General features: G+C 35.8%; 18 protein-coding genes, 2 riboswitches and 1 other annotated feature. Of the genes, 2 read left to right on the top strand and 16 right to left on the bottom strand.

Annotated elements, in window-relative coordinates; genetic code table 11:
• Positions 1-6 precede the first annotated feature (6 nt).
• The 12 genes from M1D73_RS07135 to M1D73_RS07080 form a co-directional block, all read right to left on the bottom strand.
• Positions 7-1,362: a sodium-dependent transporter gene (locus M1D73_RS07135; protein ID WP_121868158.1), complete on the bottom strand. Its 1,356-nt coding sequence runs from the start codon at positions 1,360-1,362 to the stop codon at positions 7-9.
• 111 nt (positions 1,363-1,473) lie between these two features.
• Positions 1,474-1,722: a binding site (T-box leader), on the bottom strand.
• Between the two features lie 64 nt (positions 1,723-1,786).
• The gene (locus tag M1D73_RS07130; protein WP_000283356.1) at positions 1,787-2,401 is read right to left on the bottom strand and encodes an NAD(P)-binding protein; all 615 of its coding nucleotides are present in this window, start codon (positions 2,399-2,401) and stop codon (positions 1,787-1,789) included.
• Positions 2,376-3,131, bottom strand: coding sequence for a sirohydrochlorin chelatase (locus M1D73_RS07125; protein WP_000648892.1), 756 nt, complete (start codon positions 3,129-3,131; stop codon positions 2,376-2,378). Before M1D73_RS07125 ends, M1D73_RS07130 begins: the two co-directional genes overlap by 26 nt.
• Position 3,132: 1 nt before the next feature.
• Complete coding sequence (gene cobA / locus M1D73_RS07120) at positions 3,133-3,909, bottom strand: uroporphyrinogen-III C-methyltransferase (protein ID WP_000521257.1); 777 nt, start codon at positions 3,907-3,909, stop codon at positions 3,133-3,135.
• 84 nt (positions 3,910-3,993) lie between these two features.
• Entirely contained in the window at positions 3,994-4,194 is a 201-nt protein-coding gene (locus tag M1D73_RS07115; RefSeq protein WP_000366918.1) for a DUF3906 family protein, read from the bottom strand.
• A 10-nt stretch (positions 4,195-4,204) separates the two neighbouring features.
• Positions 4,205-5,827 carry a nitrite/sulfite reductase gene (locus M1D73_RS07110; protein WP_000119620.1) on the bottom strand — a complete coding sequence of 541 codons (1,623 nt, stop codon included), beginning with the start codon at positions 5,825-5,827 and terminating at the stop codon, positions 4,205-4,207.
• 11 nt (positions 5,828-5,838) lie between these two features.
• Positions 5,839-6,432: an adenylyl-sulfate kinase gene (cysC, locus tag M1D73_RS07105; RefSeq protein ID WP_000380499.1), complete on the bottom strand. Its 594-nt coding sequence runs from the start codon at positions 6,430-6,432 to the stop codon at positions 5,839-5,841.
• A gap of 12 nt (positions 6,433-6,444) precedes the next feature.
• The gene (sat, locus tag M1D73_RS07100; protein WP_000029491.1) at positions 6,445-7,581 is read right to left on the bottom strand and encodes a sulfate adenylyltransferase; all 1,137 of its coding nucleotides are present in this window, start codon (positions 7,579-7,581) and stop codon (positions 6,445-6,447) included.
• A 39-nt stretch (positions 7,582-7,620) separates the two neighbouring features.
• Positions 7,621-8,325 (bottom strand): phosphoadenylyl-sulfate reductase, encoded by a 705-nt coding sequence (locus M1D73_RS07095; protein WP_000959020.1) that lies wholly within the window; start codon positions 8,323-8,325, stop codon positions 7,621-7,623.
• A gap of 87 nt (positions 8,326-8,412) precedes the next feature.
• Positions 8,413-8,556 (bottom strand): YezD family protein, encoded by a 144-nt coding sequence (locus M1D73_RS07090; protein WP_000116158.1) that lies wholly within the window; start codon positions 8,554-8,556, stop codon positions 8,413-8,415.
• A 72-nt stretch (positions 8,557-8,628) separates the two neighbouring features.
• Positions 8,629-8,737, bottom strand: a riboswitch (SAM riboswitch).
• 115 nt (positions 8,738-8,852) lie between these two features.
• Entirely contained in the window at positions 8,853-10,169 is a 1,317-nt protein-coding gene (lysA, locus tag M1D73_RS07085; protein ID WP_000280648.1) for a diaminopimelate decarboxylase, read from the bottom strand.
• Positions 10,170-10,349: 180 nt separating this feature from the next.
• Positions 10,350-10,531: riboswitch (Lysine riboswitch) on the bottom strand.
• Between the two features lie 89 nt (positions 10,532-10,620).
• The gene (locus tag M1D73_RS07080) at positions 10,621-11,016 is read right to left on the bottom strand and encodes a DUF3888 domain-containing protein (RefSeq protein ID WP_001228822.1); all 396 of its coding nucleotides are present in this window, start codon (positions 11,014-11,016) and stop codon (positions 10,621-10,623) included.
• A gap of 254 nt (positions 11,017-11,270) precedes the next feature.
• On the opposite strand from M1D73_RS07080, the gene M1D73_RS07075 reads away from it, so the two are divergent.
• Together M1D73_RS07075 and pssA are read left to right on the top strand one after the other, a co-directional pair.
• Positions 11,271-13,157 carry an LTA synthase family protein gene (locus tag M1D73_RS07075; protein WP_100655215.1) on the top strand — a complete coding sequence of 629 codons (1,887 nt, stop codon included), beginning with the start codon at positions 11,271-11,273 and terminating at the stop codon, positions 13,155-13,157.
• Between the two features lie 188 nt (positions 13,158-13,345).
• A complete protein-coding gene (pssA, locus tag M1D73_RS07070; RefSeq protein WP_000285417.1) occupies positions 13,346-14,047 on the top strand; it encodes a CDP-diacylglycerol--serine O-phosphatidyltransferase in 702 nt (233 codons plus the stop codon).
• Positions 14,048-14,077: 30 nt separating this feature from the next.
• Here the strand turns inward: pssA and M1D73_RS07065 are convergent, their stop codons facing one another.
• The 4 genes from M1D73_RS07065 to hisE all read right to left on the bottom strand — a co-directional run bounded on the left by M1D73_RS07065 (position 14,078) and on the right by hisE (position 16,782).
• Positions 14,078-15,049: an NAD(P)-dependent oxidoreductase gene (locus M1D73_RS07065; protein WP_001062858.1), complete on the bottom strand. Its 972-nt coding sequence runs from the start codon at positions 15,047-15,049 to the stop codon at positions 14,078-14,080.
• A gap of 144 nt (positions 15,050-15,193) precedes the next feature.
• The gene (locus tag M1D73_RS07060) at positions 15,194-15,361 is read right to left on the bottom strand and encodes a YozQ family protein (RefSeq protein WP_001118878.1); all 168 of its coding nucleotides are present in this window, start codon (positions 15,359-15,361) and stop codon (positions 15,194-15,196) included.
• A gap of 68 nt (positions 15,362-15,429) precedes the next feature.
• Positions 15,430-16,446 (bottom strand): histidinol phosphate phosphatase domain-containing protein, encoded by a 1,017-nt coding sequence (locus M1D73_RS07055; RefSeq protein ID WP_000861836.1) that lies wholly within the window; start codon positions 16,444-16,446, stop codon positions 15,430-15,432.
• Between the two features lie 12 nt (positions 16,447-16,458).
• Positions 16,459-16,782 carry a phosphoribosyl-ATP diphosphatase gene (gene hisE, locus M1D73_RS07050; protein ID WP_000426358.1) on the bottom strand — a complete coding sequence of 108 codons (324 nt, stop codon included), beginning with the start codon at positions 16,780-16,782 and terminating at the stop codon, positions 16,459-16,461.
• Between the last annotated feature and the right edge of the window lie 4 nt (positions 16,783-16,786).

The raw sequence follows: 16,786 nt of genomic DNA, 5'->3' as shown, positions 1-16,786 counted from the left end.
CTTTTTTTATGCAAACATTTTAAATACACCTATCGCATTTAAAAATACAATTATTACAGTTACCGGAATAACATAACGAAGTAAGAAGAACCAAATGTTAAATAACGTTTTCCCTTTCGTTTCCGTCACTTCTAATTCTTTCATCAACAACTCTTTACTCATTTTATTTGGTACAAATAATGAAATAGCTAGTACTCCTAACGGCAGCAATACGTTACTTACCGAAAAGTCGACTAAATCAAAGAATGTTTTCCCAAATATTTTCACGTCACTCATAATCCCAAATGATAACGCTGATGGAATACCGACTGCAAAAATAAGAATACCAATTAATAATGATGCTGACGGACGCTTCTTCTCATTACCTTTCGCAACAGATGCTACTACAATTTCAAGCATTGAAATTGCTGATGTTAAAGTCGCAAAGAAGAATAAAATTAAAAACATAATAAAGAAAAATTGACCAAATGGTATTTTTGCAAATACTGCTGGAAGGACGATAAACAGTAATCCCGGTCCTTCAGTCGGTTTAACTCCTAATGCGAAAATCGCTGGGAAAATTGCTAATCCTGCAAGTACTGTAACAAAAACAGTTAAACTTACAATAGATGTTGCCGATTTCGCTAAATGTTCCTCTTTCTTTAAATACGAACTATACGTTACCATTACCGAGGCACCTACAGTTAGCGAGAAGAAAGATTGTCCCATCGCATATAAAATTGTATCTGCTGTAAGCTTTGAAAAATCTGGTTTTAAGAAGAACTCTACTCCAGCAAAAGCACCATCGAGTGTTAACGCACGAACAATAATCGCAATAAATAAAATAAATAATAGCGGCATCATGTACTTACTTGCCTTTTCTATACCTTTCTCTACACCTTTACTTACAACAAAAATCGTACAAAGCATAAAGATAAATTGTGCTCCAATCGCACTTAATGGATTTGAAATCGTTTCACCGAACAATTGTCCATAATCAGCTGCACCATTCCAGAAACTTCCTGTCACACTATAATATAAATAAAGTAAAATCCATCCACCTACAACACTATAAAAAGATAGTACACTAAAACAAGTAACAACTCCCATACGACCAATCCAAGGATATAATTTGCGATTTGGCACTAGTACTTTATAAGCTGTAACCGCCTCTTTTTGCGTGCTACGTCCAATAACAAACTCCGCTATTAGAAGAGGCATACCTATAAATAAAGTTAATAGTAAAAATACAAGGAAGAATGCGCCTCCCCCGCCATTACCTGCAACATATGGAAATTTCCATATCGCACCAAGACCTACTGCGGCTCCGGCTGCTGCGAGTACAAAGCCTATTTTCGACGTCCATTGCTGTGTTTCTTTCATCATAATTTCTCCTTTTCTGAATATTTAAACTTTTGTTAATTATACACTTTCATTTCATACTCGCACACCTCCTTTAGAAAATAAAAAAGTCCCCTACACGCAAATATGCATGTAGAGGACGATATATGTAATGTAAATACCGTGGTACCACCTCAATTGGATTGATAAATCCCACTTGTTCAAGTACAGGAATAATTCCGATACTCTATCCTTTTAACGGCGGAACCCGGGTTGCCTACTACAATGTTCAACATACCTCTCGCAAGCCCATTCTGTATATTTTATCGTACCGGGCTCCCACCTAACCCCAGCTCTCTGAACGCATCAAATATACGTACTCTTCTTGCTCATCGATTTCATCTATTGAAGTTACTTGTGATTATAAATTATATTTTTATATTTGTAAAGCGCACTTTATCTTTTATTATTTTAAAACCTTTTCCTCTAACTCACGTAAAAAACTTTCTCTTTTCCCCTCATTTTGCACATATACTGATTTCAACACTTCTTGGAGCAATATATTTCGTTCCCTCTTTTCTAACTGTAAATCTTTTAACTTCAACCTTACTTCATATAAAAAATCTAAATACGATTCATATGTCTCATCATATTTATTTGCAATATCATCTCGAATTTTTTTTGCGAGCTTCGGGCTCGCTCCCCCAGTAGAAACTGCTATATTAAGTAAACCACGATGAATCGCTGCCGGAAAATGAACATTACCACTTTCCGGATTTGTAATAACATTTACTAATTGATTCTCAGCGGCATCTTCAGCAACTTGTTCATTTAATATTGAATCACTACTCGCTGCAACAACTAAAAAAGCACTTTTAATATCACTTTTTTCATATTCTCTTTGATACCAACGAATTTTCTTTTCTTCCACAAGTTTTACTAAATTCGCATCTAATTCTGGACTTATCACAACTATATCCGCACCCTGTTTGAGTAAAGGAATAATTTTAAATCCTGCAACTTTTCCCCCGCCAATAACAACAACGCGTTTCTCATTAACTCGCACTGTAAGTGGATACATACTGATCTCCTTTCAATAACTCCGTCGTTTTCTGAATTAACATATCTTGAAACGCTTCATTCTTCCCTAAATATGGACTAATTTTTATCTCTTCCACTTCATATTGGCGCACTTCTTTCTCAATATGTTTCATAAGTAAACCTGTAAATAACAAGTAAGGCAGTACAACGATGTTCTTTTCTTTTCGTTCTACAACTTCCTTTAACTTCTCCTCAAATTTTGGCTCTGCAGCCGCTAAATAACAAACTTCTACTTTTTTAACCTTCTCTTTTGTTTGAAATAAAGAAGCAATCCAGTTTATATCTCTTAATACTTCAGGATCACTGCTCCCTCTTGCAACAAGAAGTAACGTCACTTCATTTTTATCTTCCTGTTCGATACCACTTCCGCTATACACCGATTTAACAAGTGTTTCTGATACACCAAACGGATTACCATAGGTCACTTTAACATCCGAAAATTGATTGGTTAACTTTTCCAATTCAAAAGGGATATCTTTTTTTACATGACCTGCCGCTAATAAAAAAACAGGGATAGCAATAATCTCAGTGGCCCCACGCTTCACACATGTACGAAAACTATCTTCAATAGAAGGATTCGCTAACTCTAAAAAACAAACTTCTTGAATAGTCGCTTCTATACGGCTCATGCACGATGTAATAAATTGAATCGCCTCTTCTTTCGCTGTCTTCAAACGACTTCCATGACATATATATAAGACGGCTTTCATTTTACAACACTCCACTTACTTGATAAGCATTTTCTGTCTGCTTCTCAAACCAATGAATTTTTTCTCTAAAACGGACAACCTCTCCAATTACAATCATACTCGGATTTTGAATTTGCTCTTTTTTCGCAACATCTACAATTGTCCCTAACGTTCCAACAACTGTGCGTTGCATAGACGTCGTCCCCTGCTCAATAATAGCAGCTGGCGTACTTTTATCTTTTCCATGCTTCATAAGTTGCTCACATATGTAGGGCAAATTACTAACCCCCATATATACCGCTAAAGTCTCTACACCTTTCGCTAAACTTTTCCATTTCACTTCTTCTTCAGCACCTTCTTTCCTATGCCCAGTCACAATAGCAAAACTTGCACTTGCATCACGGTGCGTCACTGGAATACCAGCATAAGCAGGTGCAGCTATTCCAGATGAAATACCTGGGACGATTTCAAATGGTACACCTTGCTTTGCTAATGCTTCCGCTTCTTCTCCCCCTCTACCAAATACAAATGGATCGCCGCCCTTAAGCCTCGTTACAACTTTCCCTTTTTTCGCATACTTAATAAGAAATGTATTAATTGTTTCTTGCTTCATCGTGTGATAATTCGGGAGTTTCCCGCAATAAATTAAATCCGCGTCAGGCTTTGCGTGTGAAAGCAGCTCTTTATTCACAAGGCGATCGTATAAAATAACATCTGCCTTCTCAATACATTTCAACCCTTTAACAGTAATTAAATCTGGATCGCCAGGACCCGCTCCAACAATATAAACCTTCCCCATCATCTCTCCTCATTTCTACTATTAAAATGAAACTTCCATTCGTATATAAGAATGGAAGTTTTTATTTTTTCGTATTACTAATCTCTACTCATGAATAACAAATGCTGCACCTTTTCGAATCTTCTTTTTTTCAAACAAAGAAATCTCTTTTACCTCTGGCAACGGTAAAAAATGTTTTTCAAGCTCAATCTCCGCAAGCTTAAATGCCTGTTCTTCACTTTGAGCAACAACAACAATCGGAACAATATCACTCACTAATACAGCTTCAAATCGATATAAATCCATATCGTCCCTCCTAAGACGCTATTACTTCTTCTAACACGTTATTTAACGCTATTTGTAATATGTCTACACCAACACGACCTACAAAATCATAAAATGTTTCGGCTGGTAATTTATTCTCTTTGAAATAACTTATAAATGATGCGAGTACATCAGGTAGATCCTCGCCATCTATTTTTCCTTTTAACTTTTGATTGTAGGCACCGCCATCTAACAATGTTCCACCTACGTATATTTCAAACGCTTCAACAATACCTTTTTCCTTCGTTTTCATTTTCACCCCTTGTAGCCCAATGTCAGCAATTTGACGTTGACCACATGAATTCGGGCAGCCTACCATATGAATTCGAACTGGAACATCGAGTGCAATTTGTGTATCTAAGTATTCTGCAATTTTTCGTAATCTTTCTTTCGTTTCTACTAGTGCAAGATTACAATATTCAATACCGGTACATGAAACCGCATGACCAATAAATGATTTCGGGCTAGCAGATATCGCTTCAAACAGCGGTTCACTAAGTAATCCTTTTACATTTTCTGGAGGAACGTTCGGAATAATGAAGTTTTGCGAGTTACATGTACGAATTTGTCCATTTCCATATTGCTTTGCGATTCTTGCAATCTCAAACATTTCTTCTGCATGTAAACGACCTACCGGTACATTAAAACCTACATATTTTAATCCCTTTTGTTTTTGGTCTTGAACACCATAAAAATAGCCTGCATTCCATCCTTTGAGTGCACTTTCCCCTTTACTTTGTAAAGGCCCTGTATACTCTATTAGTTTCTCTTTAAATTTCTCTGCTCCCCAGTCCGCAACAAGAAATTTCAACCGAGCTAAATGACGTTTTTCACGATATCCAAAATCACGGAATATAGTAGCAATCGCAATCGCCACCGCCTTCACTTCTTCTGGTAAAACGAATACATCTAATTCATCAGCTAAATACGGTCGAGCTGATAATCCTCCACCTACTTTTATATGAAAACCAACTTTTTTCTCACCATCTATTTCTTTCGTTGCAGGCGTAAATGCAACACAGTTAATTTCTGCGTTTGCTGAATTATAAATATTAGAACTAATAGACATTTTAAATTTACGTGGCAAGTTAGAAAACTCTTCATTATGTTGGAAGTAATCATATACTTCTTTTACAATATGCGTTGTATCGAATAGTTCATTTGCATCAATGCCAGCAAGCGGATTACCTGTAATATTCCGCGTTATATCACCACAAGCCCCCGCTGAAGATAACCCAACTCTTGCTAATCTTTTAAAAATATCTGGAATTTGCTGAATTTCTAACCAGTGAAACTGAATCGCCTGTCTCGTCGTAATATCTATTACATTACGTCCATAATCTTCAGCGATAGAAGCAAGTACTTCTGCCTGTGCATTTGTAATAATCCCTGACGGAATATTTACCCGCATCATAAAATAACCAGCTTCTTTCGGTCTTTGTAAATACAAGCCTGCCCATTTAAAGGCATCCCACTCTTCTTTCGGAATAGATTCGAAACCATTTTCCGCATAGTAAGGAATATCATTAAAAATTTCTAAGCCATCTTTTTCTAATTTATTTTTCTCGGTCTGATTTAATTTTTCATTGTTAGCCCATACTTTTTCATAACTCATTGTTTATCCCCCTATATAAAACTACGCTCTTGTAAATACTTCACGATTTGTTCTGCACATTCTTCAATAGAATATTTGTGCGTTTCTACAATTAATTCCGCTTGCTCTGGCTCTTCATAAGGCGAATCAATACCTGTGAAATCCTTAATATCACCTTTTCTTGCCTTTTTATAAAGTCCTTTCGGATCACGTTTCTCACACTCTTCAATCGGACACTTCACAAAAATTTCAATAAATTCATCTGCCGCTAATAAATCTCTTACTTGTTTGCGGTCTACTCGAAATGGTGAAATAAATGCTGTAAGGACAACTGCTCCTTGGTCTACAAATAACTTTGCCACTTCGCCAATACGTCTTATATTTTCCATGCGATCACTTTCAGAAAATCCTAAGTCTTTATTTAAACCGTGGCGAATGTTATCCCCATCCAGCACATAATTTCCAATATTCTTTTCAAACAGTTTACGGGCGACCGCATTCGCTACTGTAGATTTACCCGAAGCTGATAAACCAGTAAACCAAATTACAAAACTATGATGTCCATTCTTCACTCTTCTCTCATCTTTTGAAACCGAAGCTGTATGCCAAGTAATATTCGTATCCATCTCGTTCTCTCCCTATTCTGTTACTACTTCTTTTTTCAAGCCTTTAATTAGCACTTCCACTACTTCTTTACGACTAAATGTACTTGGCGGAATCTCACCGTTTCTTAATAATTCTCTTACTTTCGTACCCGATAAAATAACATGATCTTCTTTTCCGTGCGGACATGTTTTCGTTGAAGCCATCGCTTCACATTTCGTGCAGTAAAAACTATGCTCAAAGAATAGTGGTGTAATTCCTAACTCTTCTATCGTAAAATTTGTGAAGATTTCTTGCGCTTCATACGTTCCGTAATAATCTCCTACCCCAGCATGATCACGCCCTACTATAAAGTGGGTACATCCAAAATTCTTTCTTACTAACGCATGAAATATCGCTTCCCTTGGTCCTGCGTAACGCATGGCAGCAGGAAATACACTTAAAAAGACACGATTTTTCGGATAATAGTTTTGAAGAAGTACTTCATAGCTTTCCATTCTTACATCAGCAGGAATATCATCCGATTTCGTTTCTCCAACGAGCGGATTTAAAAAGAGACCATCTACAATTTCAAGAGCAGATTTTTGAATATACTCATGGGCACGATGTACCGGGTTTCTCGTTTGAAATCCGACCACTGTTTTCCACCCACGTTTTTTAAATGCTTCCCTCGTTTCAATTGGGTCTAAATGATAAGAAGGAAATTGATTATTTTCAAAGCGTTTTGTTAGAATAATAGTTCCTCCAACGTAAACGTTTGGTCGTTCATATAATTTTTTCACTCCTGGATGAGCCTCATCCGTTGTTTTATATACAAGTAACGCTTCTTTTTCTTTATCTGGTACAAAAATATCTTCTATTTGAATGACACCGTATATATTTCCATTGTTGACAAGCTTTACTTCCTCTCCAGCCTTCAGGCTTTCTGCGACTTTTTCTGTTACCGGTAATGTAATTGGTATACTCCACACACTACCATTTGCTAAACGAAGCGTTTCTACAACAGAATCATAATCTTCCTTCCCTAAAAAACCAGTAAGGGGGCTATATCCACCTGTCGCCAATAGTTCTAAATCACTTAACGCAATATTGTCTAATTTAATTTCTTTTTCAATTTGTGATACGTCATATGTCTCATCTATACGGTTTACTAATTCGTTTACTATGCTCATTTTTCTATATCCTCTCTTAGCTTTATTTCAAGATTCATCTTATTGGTAATGAAGACCACATTCAGTTTTCACTTTTCCAGCCCATCTACCATCTCTTGAATCGCCACCATCCCCTACAGGTAACGTACATTTCTCACACCCAATACTTGGATAGCCAACATCATGCAACGGGTTATACGGCAAGCTATGTTTGTATACATATCGCCAAACTTCTTTCCACGTCCAATGAATGAGTGGACAAACTTTAATAGATTGAAAACGATGATCTTGATTTATAAACTTTGTATGCTTACGTGTTTCTGATTGTTCCCTTCTTAAGCCCGATATCCATGCTTTTTCCACGACTAATGATTTTTCTAAAGGTAAAATTTTTCTAATCTTACAACAAAGATTCGGATTGCTCTCCCACAGTTTTTCACCATGCAACTTCGCCTGTTCATCAAGTGTAAGTTCTGGCTGTTTTTCTATAATATTCAATGAAGGAAATCGTTCCCGCACTTTTTGAATTAATTCATACGTTTCTTGAAAATGAACATTTGTATCCAAAAATACAACTTTAGCAGATGGATTTACTTGGTTTATAATGTGCAGCAATACCATACCTTCCACCCCAAAGCTACATGCGTAGACAACCTCATCTTTATATTCTTTATAAGCCCAATTTAATACTGATAACGCACCTTTTGTTTCATCTTCTTCCGAAAACGAAACAACATTTTCTTCCCACGTTTCATACGTCAACATGTTTTTTCCCCCTGTAAAAGCAAAAAGACGGTTTTAACCTAATAAAAATAGGTTAAAACCGCCTCTAGTTTTTCTAGTCAGCGCTTTTCACTTTAAACGTACTTTTTCACTTTTCTCTAACTGAATTACTTTTCCATCTTGCACAACAATTGTAATTGAACCATATTTCATATCAGCAAGCATCGCTTCAATCTTCTCGGATACTTCATCAAAATGTTCCCGTACACTCACGCAAACAGCCCCCCTTTTTATTCATAAAAAAAATCTTTCCCATTTCGAAAAGACTGTTCGGTAATATATTTTACCTTATCTTTCAAAATGGATCCCATTTTGCTGGATTTAGCACCTTGCTTTCTATAAGCAGGTTGCCGAGCTTCTTCGGGCCAGTTCCCTCCGCTTCTCTTGATAAGCTTTGTATTTGTATTTTATCACAATTCTGATTTTTTTCAATCCTAGTTTTCCGATATATTTTAATTATTTTATTTTATAAAAAAGGAATTGCCCATTCGAACAACTCCTTTTCCTATTTAGACAAGCTCTTTAATACGTATACGATCGTTCCCAATAATATTTTCATATGTTTCGCGTTCCACAACTACTTGCGATGTTCCGCCTTTTGCAAAGACAACGGCTGGTCTTCGAATCCGATTGTAATTATTCGCCATCGAGTACCCGTATGCTCCTGTACAGGAAACTGCTAGTAAATCAGAAGCAGCGACTTTCGGTAAATGAATATCCCAAATCAACATGTCTCCACTCTCACAGCATTTCCCGGCAATCGAAACGAGTTCCTCATTCTCATCATTCGCTCGATTCGCTAACATCGCTTCATAACGCGCATTATATAAAGCAGGTCTTAAATTATCTGTCATTCCACCATCGACTGATACATATTTCCGAATACCAGGAATATCTTTCACAGATCCAACTGTATAAATTGTTGTCCCAGCATCACCTACAATGCTACGGCCTGGCTCAATCCATATTTCTGGCAATGGATATTCACATACAGTAAATTGTTCTCTCACTGCACTTGTTACAGCTCGCACATATGTCTCAAGAGTTAATGGTGTATCTGACTCTGTGTAACGTATTCCAAATCCCCCGCCTACATTTAACACTTTTACTACATAGTTTGTTTGCTCTCTCACTTCTTCTAAAAATTGGCGAAGAACTTCAATTGCTCGAACAAAACCAGCTGTTTCAAATATTTGCGACCCAATATGTGAATGGATCCCTAGCACATTATAATTGGATTTTTGTAAAGCCAATCCAATTGCCTGCATTGCTTGACCATTTGAAACACCAAATCCAAATTTCGAATCATCCTGACCTGTTGTAATATATTCATGTGTGTGCGCCTCTACTCCAGGCGTTACACGAATTAATATGTTCACAAATTTCCCATGTTGCATCGCTAAATCGTGTAAAACTTCTAATTCAAAGAAATTATCTACGACAAAACAACCGATATTCGCCTGAAGAGCCATCACTATTTCTTCTTCTGTTTTATTATTTCCATGAAAATGAATACGTGATGCCGGAAATCCTGCTTGGAGCGCAGTATATAATTCTCCCCCAGAAACAACGTCTAATGACATATTCTCTTCACGAGCTACTCGGCACATCTCCATGCACAAGAACGCCTTGCTTGCATATGCTACTTGATAAGAGAAACCACTTTCTTTAAAAGCACGATGAAATGCTCGGCATTTTCCTCGAATAGACTCTTCATCGTATACATAAAGTGGTGTTCCGTATTGCTTTGCTAGCTGCGTCGTATCGCACCCTCCAATTTCTAAGTGTCCTTGCCCATTAATTCGGCTTGTGCCGTGTAAATACATTTAAATTCCTCCCTTATTTCCTCTAAAACTCATAACCCCAATCTTCTATTCATTGCAGCACGCTTTTAGATAGACAAAAAACGCGCGGAACAATGTTCACACGCGTTTCTTATTAGGAAAAATATATATTGAAAAAATAAACGAGTTGTTATCTCCTCAAAATAAGAAACCGCATCAACATCTCCAAATAGCTCTCCATAAAATAAATCTTATGACAGTACTACATTTATTCAATGCAGTCCCAATATATGAATAAGATGGTTATTCTTATATTTCGGCAATAGTCCCTTTCAACCTATGATCACAGATTCCATTAAATCTCCCATAGCTTACTCTTTCCTATCGCGGCCTCTACCTTTGAGAGTAGATGAGGTAAGTCTATTTAATTTTCAAACATCTAATTGTTGCTATTAACAATACCAAAGGACCATTTTATTTGTCAAACAATTTTTTATATTGTTTTTTCACAGTTTAGTTTCGTATCATTTGGTAAGCGCTTTACTGAAATCTTTGTCACTTCCCATTCGCCTTCTTCGTTATTAAATGTAATCGTTACCTTCTCAAATGGTGGAGCAATTTTCCCAGCAACACGTTCATACTTTGTCACTTCAATACTTGCTTGAAATAAATATGTACCGCTATACACTTTTTTTAAACTAATAATTTTAGGACATTGATAAGGTTTCAAACTTCCATATTGTTTTTCAATTGCTTTATTTATTTTTGGAAATAAAACAGAATAAAGTGCATCTTCCATAAGAGGTGCATCATATTGGGCTACCGACACACTCGGTGAAGTAAAAAGTATAACACTACTGCATGCTATAAAATATAATAATTTTCGCATTATAACCTCCGTATTATCACGCGATTCTTTCTGCGTACGATAATTATCATACATAGAAATTCTGTTTTATTGTCTCCCACCACTCTTTTTCTACTCGATTATTATAAAAAAGCCCACAACCTTCTTTTATTTTCGTATAATGATACTCATAGTATAATAATCATAATAACAAAGGACTGTTCGTATATATAAAATGAGTCGTTAAGCAAACTGACTCACAAGAACTGTCATGCTTTTTAGGAGAGGAGTATATTATGCTACAACATCTGTTTCCAAAACTGCGATTTGCACTCGTTGCAGTCGTTTTACTATGGATTAAAACATATATTGTGTACAAGCTAGCATTTGATATTAAAATTGATAATTTCTTTGAAGAATTCATGCTTTTTATCAATCCACTAGCTGCGTTACTTTTATTTTTCGGCTTAGCTTTACTTGCATCTAAGCACCGAAACCGAATTACAATTGGAATCAGTTTTATACTGTCATTTATTTTATTTGGAAACGCAATGTTTTATGGGTTCTATAACGATTTCGTTACTTTCCCGGTTTTATTCCAAACAAACAATATGGCTGATTTAGGGACAAGTATAAAAGAACTCTTTACGTACAAAACATTACTTTTATTTGCAGATGCAATTATTTTAATGTTTATTTCACGTAAATTCCCATCATTTGGCGACAAAACACCACTTTCCCGCTCAGAGAAGCGAACTTTCTTTAGCGGTGTAACAGCTTTATTAGCACTACAAATTGTTGTATCAGTTATTTATAAACCACAAATGTTCTCGCGCTCATTTGACCGTCAAACTGTCGTGAAGAATTTAGGTTTATACACATACCATCTATTTGATATTACGCTTCAATCCAAGTCTTCAGCTGAGCGTGTATTTGCAAGTGGGGATGGGTTTTCTGAAATTAAAAACTATACAGACTCAAAAGACAAACAAGTTGATAAAAACTTATTTGGAGCTGCAAAAGGTAAAAATGTAATTTTAATTTCAATGGAATCTACACAAAACTTTGTTATTAATAAAAAAATAAATGGAAAAGAAATTACACCATTTTTAAATGAATTTATTAAGGATAGTTTCTATTTCGATAACTTCTATCATCAAACTGGACAAGGCAAAACTTCTGATGCTGAATTTATCGTTGAAAACTCACTTTATCCGCTAGATCGTGGTTCTGTATTCTTTACTCATGCAACAAATGAATACACAGCGACACCAGAACAATTAAAGAAATACGGATATTCTTCTGCCGTCTTCCATTCAAACGATAAAACGTTTTGGAATCGGGATGTAATGTATCCTGCGCTTGGATATGATCGTTATTTTAATTTAAATGATTACGCAGGAACGGAGCAAATGTCTGTCGGTTGGGGATTAAAAGATAAAGAGTTCTTTGAACAATCTATTCCAAAGTTAAAATCTTTACCGCAACCGTTCTATACAAAATTTATTACATTAACAAATCATTTTCCGTTTCTTCTAAATCCGGAAGATCAATATGTTGATGAATTCAACTCGGAAAGTGGTGTTGTAAACCGCTACTTCCCAACTGTTCGTTACACAGATGAAGCTCTTAAATTATTTATTCAACAATTAAAAGAAGAAGGATTATATGATAATTCCGTTATTGTCATTTATGGTGATCATTACGGTATTTCCGAAAACCATAACGCAGCTATGGCACAGTTCCTAGGAAAAGATACTATTACACCATTCGATTCTATGCAATTACAACGAGTCCCTCTTATTATTCATGTGCCTGGCCAAGAAGGAAAAGTTGTTTCTAAAGTATCCGGTCAAATTGATATTAAGCCAACGCTCCTTCATTTACTTGGTATTAAAACAAATAAATCCGTTGAATTTGGAACTGACTTATTTATTAAAGAGAAAGACCCGCTTATGGTAATGCGTGATGGTAGCTTTGTTTCTGAAGAGTATGTTTATACAAAAAATATGTGCTACAAAAGAAGTACGGGTGAAGAAGCTGACATGACGTTATGTCAGCCGTATATTGAAAAAGCAAAAACAGAATTAAAACTCTCCGATAAATTAATTTATGGAGATTTATTACGCTTCGATCCTAATAATCGATATAAAACCGGAACGATGACAACGAAATTTGAATAGTAAAGGAAGCAACTTCATACAAGTTGCTTCCTCTTTTTATTTTCACTTAATTTTGGAACCATCCTTCTATGAAATCTTTCACAAATTGGTAATTTCTTTCGTATGAGGAATAAATTTATGGTATGATAAAATAAGTAAACTTTCATACACTAATTAAGAATTTATTACAGAAAGCAAGGGATCAGATTTTGTATAGAGCAGCTATTCCAAACTTATTTACGCTCGGAAATTTATATAGCGGATTTTTATCAATCGGCTATGCATCTTTAGGATATTATAAATCAGCTGCTATTTTAGTACTTATCGGGATGATGTTAGATAGTCTTGATGGTCGTGTTGCTCGTTTATTACGTGTTGATTCACAAATGGGAAAAGAGCTCGACTCGCTTGCAGATGTCGTAACATTTGGTGCAGCACCAGCTGTTTTAATGTATTACACATCTTTCTCAAACTACGGAATCATCGGATTATACATAGCGGGATTATTCCCTCTTTTCGGAGCATATCGTTTAGCACGATTTAATGTAACACCATCTTCTACTTCAATGAAATATTTCACTGGAGTACCGATTACAGCAGCGGGAGGGCTTGTTGCTTTCTTAACATTATTTTCACATACCATTCCAAAAATCGTTCTTATTACCGTATTTGTAACGTTCGCATTTTTAATGGTGAGCCGCATTCGTATCCCAAGTTTAAAAGATGTACCAATTCCACGATATAGCATCATTATTACACTATTTTTAGTTGGAATCATTATTACAATGTATCAAACAGGATTTGGAAATTTTTCTGTTTTCTTATTCATTGCCATTCCACTATATATTTTGTACATGTTATCTCAATTCATTAGACAAAGACCGTCTAAAAAAGCCAATAAAGAAAAATAAGAAAACCTTCCGAGTCCGGAAGGTTTCTTTTTATTTTGTAACTAATACCTTTTGATTTACAGGTGTTACTGGCTCTTCGCCGTTTAATACAGCTAAAATATTTCTGACAGCCATTTCAGCCATCGCATCACGAGTTTCAAATGTTGCATTCCCTACGTGTGGAGCAAGTACTACATTCTTTAATTCTTTTAGCTCTTCTGTAATTTTCGGTTCAAATTCAAACACGTCAAGAGCTGCTCCTTCAATTTCATTCGTTTTTAATGCATGAGCAAGTGCTGCTTCATTCATAATTGGTCCACGTGAAGCATTTACAATATACGCTGTTTTCTTCATCATTTTAAACTGCTCTTCATCAATCATATGATGTAATTTCGGATTATAAGCACAGTTAATTGTAATAAAGTCTGCTGTTTGTAATAATTCTTCCAACGTCACATACGTTGCTCCCAGTTCACTTTCAGCTTCAAGCTTACGATTTGGCCCTGTATATAAAACATCCATTCCAAATGCTTTCGCACGTTTTGCAACAGCCTTCCCGATTTCTCCAAGACCTATAATTCCGATTGTCTTACCATGGACTTCTCGTCCTAAGAAAAATAACGGTGCCCATCCGTTAAATCCAGTCGTACGACATAACGTATCCCCTTCAGGAATTCTACGCGCCGCTGCTAAAAGAAGTGCAAATGTTAATTCTGCAGTCGCTTCCGTTGATACTTTCGGTGTATTCGTAACTGCAATTCCTTTTTCGCCCGCATACGTGTAATCAATATTGTCGTAACCAGCACCATAGTTTGCAACAATCTTTAAATGAGGCGCTGCATCAATAACTTCTTTTGGCACCTTTGTCGAAAGTAAACTTAACAATGCATCTTTATCTTTTACACGCTCTGTTAATTCATCTATAGAAATTAACTCCTCTTTATTGTACATTTCTACATTATGATCTTTTAATAGTTCTAATCCAATTTCCGGAATTTTTCCCGCTACTAATATTTTTGCCACTACTAACACCTCTTCTATAGAAAATAAGACATCTCTTATATTTCATTGTAAGAAATCCACATATAAAAACCAAGGAATTTGATTATAGTTTTGAAAATCGACACTTTTCCATGAAAAAAGAGGAGATGCAACTCTCCCCTCTTCTTACGCTTTTTCCTGCGATTCTTTTCCAAGCTTCACATCAATAGTTCCTTCTGCAACCGTATCGCTAATTTGCTCCTCAATAACCGATTGAGATGCAGCATTCGTTTCAGAAGTATAAGCTTGTTGCTGTGCACCTTGTACATTTTGTTTGTTTTGTTGTTTCGCCATTTCTTACCCTCCTTTTCATTCTTTCTTATTTTGAACAAAAAGGACAGTTTTCATCAAAAAATTGCGTTTCATTTTGAATTTGTTACTTCTTCTTCAAGCGACCTCATTACTCTTGCTCGCTTCGTAAATGTTGCAACCTGAGTAACACCGTGAGCTCGTAATGTTTGTATATTTTCTTGTACATAATTCCCTAAATCATTTGGGTAATGGGCATCCGAAGAAATCGTAATTGGAACACCATACTTAGCTAATACTTGTAAATATAGTGGACTTGGGCACATTTCACGAACAGGATAACGATAGTATAATCCTGCATTTATTTCTGTTGCCGTATTCGTTTCTACTAATGCACAGGCAATTTCCTCATAATAAGAAAGCTGTTCATTCTCATCCAATCGATAATTAAATACCTTTATATTATCAAGATGAGCGATAATATCAAATAACTCGGTACGAATCGCACTCTCAACTGTTTTAAAAAACATATCATATAATGCGCGTAGGTCATGCACCTCAAAATATTCTTTCGTATCTGGATTATCAAATCCCCAGCCATTTAGAAAATGAACGGAACCAATTACATAATCAAAGTCTCCTAGCGCTAATAATTCTTTTAACTCTCCTTCACAACCAATAAAATAATCCGCTTCAATTCCAAGTTTAAGTGTGACACCTCTTTTCCCCCATCGTTCTTTCGCCTCTTCAATTGCCTTTGTAAAATCATACAGTGAAACTACCCTTACTTGATCTAACCATTCTTTCTGTATACGACCGAGCTTAGAATCACTAATATCTACATATTTTTCATAATATCCTTTTGCTTCATGAAAACGATATAGATGATCAACAATTCCCACTTCTTTTATTCCTTTTCGCACAGCTTCTTCTAAATATAGATCTATCCATTCTGTTGTAAATGGCCCTTCCTTCACACGCTTTTGCAAACGCTCTTGTGTTTTCATAAGCCAATCAATAGAATGTCTTTCTTGAAGCGGTTCATAACATTCCAACGCTTCATTTATTTTAGCAAGCCATCCTATTGAATACGGTCCTTCTTCTAAGTGAAGATGATAATCTACTTTCATATACATTCCCCCTTATAATGTATCTATTTCCCTTCTATCCCCAACTCTCGAAAGCTTTCCATTTCGTTCTTTCACCTCTCGCATCACATCTTCCAATGCAATATTTTTTTCAGCTAATAAAACGAAACAGTGATAAAATACATCAACCATTTCTTTCACTACTTCTTCTTTATCATTATTTTTACATGCGATAATTACTTCAGCACACTCTTCACCAATCTTCTTTAAAATTTTATCTTCTCCTTTTGAAAATAAATAATTTGTATACGATTCAGGAAGTGGGCTTCCCTTTCGTTCTTCAATTGTTTTATACAGCAACTTAAAGGCATTTTCCATATGT

It is taken from the genome of Bacillus sp. PK3-067 (assembly GCF_056738645.1).
The sequence above is the reverse complement of the archived record's forward strand: the minus strand, read 5'-3'. Positions and strand labels throughout refer to the sequence as shown.